This is a genomic window from Heyndrickxia sp. FW510-T9, assembly GCF_058781025.1.
Map to the genome: position 1 here is coordinate 102,926 of NZ_JBYSWK010000011.1, position 9,224 is coordinate 112,149.

The window sequence follows — 9,224 nt, forward strand, 5'->3', positions numbered from 1 at the left end:
AAATTTTCCTAATTTTTTTAATAGAGTAAAAGATAGGGATTTATTGCTGTCGAAAGCTTGAAAATAGCAAAAATCTATACTAGAAACGATCTTTTTCCCCGCCAATCGACTTTCATTTTGTCAAATTAGCGATTCGAACTGACATGATTTGCTGGAGTATGTTGTACATAACCCGGGAATACATGGCAAAAGGCGCCTTTTGCGAAAGGTCTGTCGAATGGATGGTTTTCATACGATTATCAAAGAATTTGAGGCGATGATTCATCATATTTTGCGCTCGTTGAAAATTTACAAAAACTATGATGAATTTTATCAGATTGGCTTGATTGCATTATGGGAAGCGAAGAAGAATTTTGATCCAAGCAAAGGTGCATTTTCGAGTTATGCGTATATGACGATGAAAGGAAGAATATTAAGTGAGTTAAAGAGGTCTGTAAAATATGACGAGCGTCAAATCTTTCCAAAAGAGGAGTTCTGGGATAGTCAAGCGGATGAATTACTGAAGGAACCCCTTGAAATACAAACACTCTTAACATATTGCGAGGGTCTAACAAATACACAGAAGAAATGGGTGATAGCAACATTCTACTTAGGAATGAGCTCAGCTGAAATAGCCGCATATGAAAAAGTATCACTATCTGCGGTAAAGAAGTGGAAAAAGGGAGCGATGGAAAGGATTAGAAGTAGAGTTTGAAACAAGGGGACGGTTCTGGCGTTTCGTGTCAACGAAACACCAGAACCGTCCCCTTGTTTCCTCTAATTAGTTATTTTTAATCATGCTCGATTTACTATATTCCGTTATTATATAATTAACATTCATTTTAAATTTTCTTTACGTTTTCTACACATATCCAATGTATATTTGAAGTAACGAATGAACAGAATATCTAAATGTTACTTGGAAATAATTGTTGCCATTGGAGTACCACCAAAATTATTCGGAGGTGTAGATAATGGAGCCAATTTTAAATTCTTTCTTCCTTTTCGACATAATCGCAGCATTTGCATATATTTTTTATTTAACGTTTACGGAGCAGAAATTAGAATAAAACACGGGGACGGTTCTCTTGTTTCTTGAAAAGAAACAAGAGAACCGTCCCTTTGTTCCCTACTCGGGAACCAATATTTGTCCTTCTTTTCCAACCTTTAATAGTGTTTGCATGATTGCTTTTGATAGTTGGCTAGGTTGGTATGGCTTGACTAAGTAGGCCATGGCGCCTAAGGAAATGCCTTTTTCTTTTTCATCCAGGGCTGTTGAGATGATGATTGGAATTTGTTGTAGTTTGCTGTTTTGCTTTACTTCTTGCATTATTTTCCATCCATCGATTTCATCATCAAGTAAAATATCTAAAACAATGGCGTCCGGAGTCGTGTCTTCCAAGAAGTGCAGTGCGGCAGCTCCGTTTGTAGCGTAACTGACATGAAAACCATTATCGACAAGTTCTTGTTTTATCAGTTCAGCCAAACTGGCGTCATCTTCAATCAACAAAATGTGATAATCATTCGTGGAGTCCACTCTCTCATTTGGCTCGCTAACTAGTTCCGTCCCTAACGCAGCGGGAAATAAGACAGTAAATGTACTACCGCTGCCAAGCTTGGATTGAACAGATACTTCCCCACCATGAACCTTTACGATCTCTTGGACAATGGAAAGACCAAGTCCAGTCCCGCCGATTTTCCTACGATCGGAATTATCCACTCGATAAAATTTCGTAAATAAATTGCTCATCGCATCCGCAGGTATACCTAAACCTTGATCAATGATATCAACTTTCACTTGTTGATCGGCTGTGGTAACCTTCACCGTTACATTTCCACCATCAGGAGAATATTTAACGGCATTATGGATCAAGTTGGTAAATACTTGCTCGATTTTCTCTCTATCCCCAAGAATAATTGGATGTGAGTTACATGATTCTAGAATAAGTTCATGCTGATTTGTGTTTACTTTCTCGGCTTCGATAATTTTATTTAAAATCGGCAATAAATGAATATATTTTTTCTCATATGTTTGCTTGCCAGATTCCATTCTTTGGACATCCAGAAAATCATTAATTAATGACGTTAAGCGCTTGGATTCATTCCAAATAGTTGTTAAGTATTTTTTCTGCCGCTCTGGTTTCAATTCACGGTTAAGCATTAGTTCAGTAAACCCAAGTATACTCGAAAGCGGAGTCCTTAATTCATGACTAACCGTGCTTACAAATTCGGATTTCATTTGGTCTACCTCATATTCTTTCGTAATATCCCGGTGGACCAACACGGTTCCGATTTTTACATCGTCATGATACAGCTTTTTGCTATAGACCTTGATCACTTTCTGTGAACTCTCTAACGTATAAATAAATGTGTCCAATTCCACTTCTGAATGAAGGGCATTTTCCAGGAAATTAACGATTTTTTTCTCTTTTACCTTCGCTTTCAGAAAGTCAACCCAGTCTTCCCATGACATTCCTAAAACCCGAGAACCGTCACATTCGAGGATCTGCAAGAGATGATCATTGATTTGCAGCGTTGTCCCGTTGCGATCAAATAGCTGCACACCTTCTTGAAGAGTATTGAGAATGTCCTGATTTTGCTTGCGATCCTTCTCTGATTTTTGAAAAAGAAAGATATTCTCAAGACTAATGCCGATACTTTTTGCAAGTGCTTGAAACTCTTCCATTTGGGATTCAGGAAACGATGATCCATAGCGGGTAAAGATCATTACCGCAAGTAATTGTTCTTCTGATGATAAAACCGGTAAGTAAAGATCGTATCCATACAAATTCCCCTCATGGTAACCTTTCTCCGATAATTCCAGCTGTCTTTTGAAAGTAATAGGTAATTTGGAGATCATTAATTGTTCACATATATCGTTTTTCATATGATCCAAAAATTGCTGGGAACCCGAAGAAGAGATGCCAAATGAAGCGTATGTTGAATCGTCTGCAAGAGCAATAATTCCCTTATCCGCCTGAATGATTTTACACATATTAGCTACACTGTTATCCAAGAGCTCCTGCATTTGGATGTTGCCCGACAACTGATTGACTAATTTATTACGATTTATTAATTTTTCACTGTTTTCATTTAAAGTGTGTAAAGCCTTTTCCAGTTCCTCTTGCTGTGCTTGGAGCTCGTCCTGTTGGGCAATAAGTTCTTCATTATGCGCCAACAAATCCTGCTCTTTTTCCGAAACTTTCTCGACCATTCTTTGAAATGATTTCGATAGTATTCCGATTTCATCTTCCCGCTTTGTATCGAGGGAAATAGAGACCTCTCTACCGCTTGCGATTTCATTTGCTGCAATCGATAAGGTGGTCAAAGGCTTTCCTAATTGACGAAACATATACATCATTATTCCTAAAAGAATAACCAAAACTACTAGTACAAATAGGAGAAAGATGAGTTGAATATTAGATTGTAAGATAGTAAGTTTTTGCAAATGGTTGTCGAGATTTTCGTCTAGATCTTGGACATAGTCTTTCAATTGCTTTTGAAAAGAAACGACTTTTGAAGTAATTTGTCCATTTGCCAAGCCTGTATTTTCGTTATGATTACTGGATTGATGATGGGAGATAATTGTTGGTAATGTATCATCAAAATAGAAGCTTGTGAATTCATTAATATTGTCCAAAAATTTTTCATCTTCATCTGTTGTAACTATTTTTTCAAACTGTTTTTCCAGCCTTTTGATTTTTGGCCCTTGGGCAAGCGCACTATCCTTCATGCTTGCATTTCCAAATGCTAAATATCCTCTTGCATCAAAAAATGCTTGATTAAAATCTTCACTTATCGCCTGGGCGATTTTTTCCTTTTTGACGATTTCACTCCGCTCATTGTAATTGGTAGTATTCAGCATATGATGCACGATAAAGAGAGTAGCTGAAACTACGACAAAGAAGACAAAAAAACTTACCATTAAAATAAGAAAGCGCCTGGACAAACTTTTCTTATTTATTTTCATGGAGAATCTCCTCCACTCTTCCTAATAAATCAATCGGACTAAAAGGCTTCGCGATAAAATAATTCGCTCCTGCCTCAAATACTTGTTCCTGTTCAAACTGCTGGCTTTTCGCAGAAAGCATGAGTATCTTTACATCGTGATTTTTTTGATTTTCTCTTATATGTTTAATGACTTCAAGTCCAGTAAATTTAGGCATCATATAGTCCAAGATCAGCAAATCATATTCCTGTTCTTCCATGTATTGGATTGCTTCTTGACCGTCGGCAGCTTCTTGTACCACGTAATCTTCTTCCTCAAGTGTATCCATAATTAACATTCGTAGGACTTCTTCATCTTCTGCTAGTAAAATCTTTTTCATTTCTTAACCCCTCTAGTTTTTTGTCAAAACACCATAAATACCATTTTATCATACAGAAAAAGAACTATCATTATTGGAATATCTACTACTCCAAAATGATAGTTCTTATTAAATTATGCTATTTTAGCTCTAATTTAATATATGAAGCACTGACCCATCCTTTGGTTCCATCCGCTAATTGAATGTTATACCAAGATTTTGTGCTATCCATTGTAAGAGAACCGTCTTTAGCTAGAATAATAGATACATAGGTATTTGGATTTAATACTTTAATGATATTGTTACCGGAAGTACTAGGATCTTTTCTGAAATTTAACGAATCTGTCGTTCTACCTAGGTTTGTAACAGATAGATAGGTTTTGTAACTATCAAATTTAATATCATTTGTCCAATACGTTTTGTTGTCTACTACTACTCTTACCCAAAAATCATTCGTTTTTTCTAGAATAAAGAATGTTGTTCCTTTTTTAAGCTTGAGAACTGCATCATTCTTTCCTTTACTCGAGTTAAGAACCAGCTCCTTGTTAGCCACTGCTTGAACATTGTTCGGGAACAAATCACTTCCTGCAGGTATACTTGGTCGAGCTGGAATAGTAGAATTTACAGCTGCATTTTTATAATATGCTTTATCGTAAGGTAGGATATTTTGCATATGCTGTGCGATTGCTTTTCCCCAATTCGGGTCACTAGCATAATAAAAATTCATCCCCTCACTGTTCGCGTCTATTCGAGTGTTATTCATATCTTTTGTACTAAAGCCAAGATCGTAACCATTAAACTTCCAATTACTTGGATTTAAGTAAGTTGTTTTGATTTCTTTTGCCAAGTAATCAATACAAAGGTCAACGGAAGCAAATTTATAGGAAGCAATAAATGGTGTTGCATCATAAGAACCGAAACCAAATAAATTATTTTTCCCGGTTGCTATCATGGATGTCCCGTATGCACTTTCATGAATAGCGTGAGCTGCCAAATAAAGTGAATTAATACCATTTTTATTCCCTGCATCAATAAAAGCCTGGCCTTTTCCAGTTAACACACTGATTTTCCCTGTTGAATTGACATATTTTGCAATATAATCATTAATCTGTTTCGCTGTTACAGGAGACTTTGTGCGTAAATCAATGAACTGATAACTATCTCTGTTCTGTAGTGGAGCACCTGTTGTAACTTGTTTTATATAGCTTCCATTAACATAACCCGTTTTACTTCCGTACTGAACCTTGTACCAGCCATTGGAAACCTTAATAGTCGCAATGATAATGGTACTCTTTGGAATGGTAGTAACAATGGTTGAAGATGCATCCGCTTTCGATCTAAGATTTAAGTTATCCGTTGTAACATAGGTTGTATCTGCTATTTTTGTTTCCGTCATATATGTCGTAAAGTCGCCACTATACACATATCCTGTAGCTCCATTGTACGAGACACTATACCAATCTCCAATACTACTAGTTGATGTAATGACTGTATTTATTGGAATTGGCGTGAGTTTTCCATAATCTTTTCCATAAGACTGATACACATAAGTATCCACATTTGCTTTAAATTGCGTTTTCGAAAATGATGCAGATGGTTTAGCCGTTACATCATCATTATTAATATATACATTTGTCCCGTTATAGGAAACACGATACCATGTTTGCCCAAGACTATTGATAACCATTTGTGTAGAAACAAACCCATTATTACTACCGATAGAATACTTTTCCTTATTTAGATTATCGGCACTTGAGTAAAGCTTAGTTGCTTTTTTTGTAAAATAATAGGTTGCTTTCGTATCCGTATTTTTATAAGTTAATCCAGTAATTTTAGTAACGTCTCCGATATAAAAATAACCAGACACTTTATTATACGTAACGTTATACCAATCACCGATTCTTTTATTCGATGTAATGGTTACTCCTTTTGGGATTGTTATTAATTTTTTATAAGTGTTCCCATAAAGCTGATAGACATAAGTATCTTTTTGAGTCTTGTAATCAGTTGCTGTAAAGGATGTGAAAGTGTAATTTTTAACATCACTACTTTTAATATATAGTGTTTTTCCGTTATAGCTTATCTTGTACCATGTCTGCCCAGCACTATTAAGAACCTTCAGAGTGGAAGCAAATCCATTATTGCCTGCAATCGTGTATACTGCTTTCTTTGTTGTGTCAGGTGTAGAATAAAGATTTGCCGTTTTCGTAGTAAAATAGTAGGTTACGGCCGTATTAGTATTTTTATAGGTTACGACTTTAGAAACATCCCCGATATAAAAATAACCTGTCACTTTATTATATGTGACACTGTACCAATCACCGATTCTTTTCTTCGATGTAATGGTTGCGCCTTTAGGAATCTTTTTGAGTTTTTTATACGTTTTCCCATATAGCTGATAGACGTACGTATCTTTTTGTGTTTTGTAACTTGTTGCTGAAAAAGATGTGAAAGAGTACTTTTTGACATCACTACTTCTGATGTACAATGTTTTTCCCTTATAGCTTATTCTGTACCATGTCTGCCCAATACTGTTTACAACCTTTTGCTTAGAAGCAAATCCATTTTTACTTGCAATGGTATAAACCGCTTTTTTCTTTGTATCAGGTTTGGAATACAGTTTTGCTGATTTGGTAGTAAAATAATAGGTGTTGGCAGTCGATACATATTTATAGTATTCCTTTAAATATTTACTGGTTGCCCAACCTGTTTTGGTTACATTTTTATTTTTTACTTTATAAGTATAGGATAGCTTTAGCCAACTACCATTTCTTGCAGTGACTGTAACCGTCTTTCCCTTTGGGATCGTTATTACATTTTTATACTTAGTCCCCGCACCACTTCTCATATTTAAATTAGCTGTCGTTTGATAAGAAGTCTTTTTCATTTTTATGGTGCTACTTGCCATTGCCTTGTCTGATCCTATCGGTGAAATAGCTGTTGAAAAAGCCACCAATAGAATACAAGTTGATATTAACAGTGATTTTACTAATTTCTTCAATTTTTTCTCCTCTCCTACTATATTCCCCACAAAATTGTAAAAAGTGAGCTCATTTGTAATATCGACAAGATTAGAGTCAATTTTACAAATTTCATAGACTTTCTGTAAAACCCTTCTATTTTCCTATTAAAAAATGAAAAAGGATAGTAAAAAACTATCCTCTCAAAAACAGTTATTTCGAATTAAGCTTGTCCTTTATGTGGGTACTAATAGCATTAATTTTTTTTCCTATGAATAAGTTGCATAATCCTTGCCAGTAGGTCTGACATCTTAAATGGCTTGGTCATATAATCATCTGCCCCTAATTCTAGGGCCCTCGCGATATCTGCTTCGCTATTTCTTCCGGTCAGCATCATGACTTGGACACTATTATTCTCCTCTGTTTCTTTTACCTTTTGTAAAATGTCCAGTCCGTCCATAATAGGCATCTCACCGTCTAAAATAAGAAAATGCTCTCCTGTTTTTTCAAGATATTTAGAGTCGAAGAATGCTGGACCATTTTCAAATGCCTGCAAATGGATTTCATATTGATTGGAATCTATTTCTTGTAATTTATTTATTAAAAGGGAGCGAATAACAGAGTCATCATCAATGACAGAAATAAATAACGGTTTCTTTTCCAATTCTGCTGGAGGCTCATTACAGCATTCCACCCTAGCTCTTCCTAGTTCCTTTGCATGATATAACGCTTGATCGGCAGCACCTATTGCAGACTCCAGTGTTGTATCTACGGTACAAATGGTATTAATTCCAGCGGAAAAAGTAAGGAAGAAAGTTCCATCATCAAATTCGAAATGCTGTGTAGAGAAATCAGCCAACAATCTCGAAACTATCTCATATGCTTGTAGTTGATCTGTATTCTGAAATAGAATAATAAACTCCTCTCCTCCATATCGGAATACAATATCAGTCCCCCGTGTATTATCTGCCAAAAATAAAGCAAACCTAGACAGAACCATATCCCCCGTTAGATGCCCGTATTGGTCATTAATTTTTTTGAAATGATCAATATCTAATATCGCCAGGCTAAACCGCCCGTGAAACCGATTCAATTCATCGATGCAACGATCAAATGCAACTTTCAAATACCTGCGATTATAGAGGTTTGTAAGTTCGTCTAATAAAACTGACTGGTCATATATTTTCTTTCTTTGCAGATGCCGCTCAATATGTACCGCCAGTTCTTCTAAATCAATCGGTTTGGCAATAAAATCATCTGCTCCCATTTTGTAGGCATTCATTCGTGTAGCCCGATCATTCATAATACTAATCATTATGATTGGAACGAAAACCTTGTTGCTATGTTCCTGTAAGTCTTTAATTATTTCAAAACCATTTTTGTTAGGCAAATTCACATCGATTACGACACAATCTGGATGCAAATCATAATATTGGGAAATCGCTTTTTCGGAGGTGGAATTCGTAATAACCATCCATCCTTGTTTTTCAAGGAAATCTTTCAACAGAATTAACAGTGAAATATCATCATCAATAATTTGAATGAGTGGGATATTATCGTTTCGAGCTTGTACCTTCTTTGCCTTTATTTCTATTGATGGTGTAAAATGATCCGTTTGTTCTTTTAATTCAAAAAGAAATTGGGCTAGTTCTTGTCTTTCCCATTGTTCCTTATTCAACTCTTTCAATCTATCCATTAAATTCCCAGAAACATGGTGAAGCCTATCTAATTGAAGGGTCCCGGATGTTCCTTTAATAGAATGCAAAACATGAAATAATTCGGAATTAGAAATGCTAACTACTTCACTAGATTCAAACCATTGATCGAATTGTTCTTTCATTTTTTCAAGAAAGACATGTTGATATTTAGAAAAATCCAAAATTCTCACTCCGCCTAATTAAATGTTAACTATAATATAGCAATAATTTCGAAAAAAAACATGGGGACGGTTCTCTTGTTTCTTTTCTAGAAACAAGAG

The 9,224-nt window shown here is 35.6% G+C and carries 5 protein-coding genes; 1 reads left to right on the forward strand and 4 read right to left on the reverse strand.

The window, feature by feature from the left end; all coding sequences use genetic code 11:
* Nucleotides 1-217 precede the first annotated feature (217 nt).
* Nucleotides 218-694 carry a sigma-70 family RNA polymerase sigma factor gene (locus tag AC3WJF_RS08325; protein WP_492451104.1) on the forward strand — a complete coding sequence of 159 codons (477 nt, stop codon included), beginning with the start codon at nucleotides 218-220 and terminating at the stop codon, nucleotides 692-694.
* Nucleotides 695-1,108: 414 nt separating this feature from the next.
* On the opposite strand, the gene AC3WJF_RS08330 is transcribed toward AC3WJF_RS08325, so the two are convergent.
* The 4 genes from AC3WJF_RS08330 to AC3WJF_RS08345 form a co-directional block, all read right to left on the reverse strand.
* Nucleotides 1,109-3,949, reverse strand: coding sequence for an ATP-binding protein (locus tag AC3WJF_RS08330; RefSeq protein ID WP_492451106.1), 2,841 nt, complete (start codon nucleotides 3,947-3,949; stop codon nucleotides 1,109-1,111).
* On the reverse strand, nucleotides 3,936-4,307 hold the full coding sequence (locus tag AC3WJF_RS08335; protein WP_492451108.1) for a response regulator transcription factor: 372 nt from the start codon (nucleotides 4,305-4,307) through the stop codon (nucleotides 3,936-3,938). Before AC3WJF_RS08335 ends, AC3WJF_RS08330 begins: the two co-directional genes overlap by 14 nt.
* Nucleotides 4,308-4,425: 118 nt before the next feature.
* Entirely contained in the window at nucleotides 4,426-7,287 is a 2,862-nt protein-coding gene (locus AC3WJF_RS08340; RefSeq protein ID WP_492451110.1) for an SH3 domain-containing protein, read from the reverse strand.
* A gap of 215 nt (nucleotides 7,288-7,502) precedes the next feature.
* A complete protein-coding gene (locus AC3WJF_RS08345) occupies nucleotides 7,503-9,134 on the reverse strand; it encodes a response regulator (RefSeq protein ID WP_492451112.1) in 1,632 nt (543 codons plus the stop codon).
* Nucleotides 9,135-9,224: the final 90 nt, after the last annotated feature.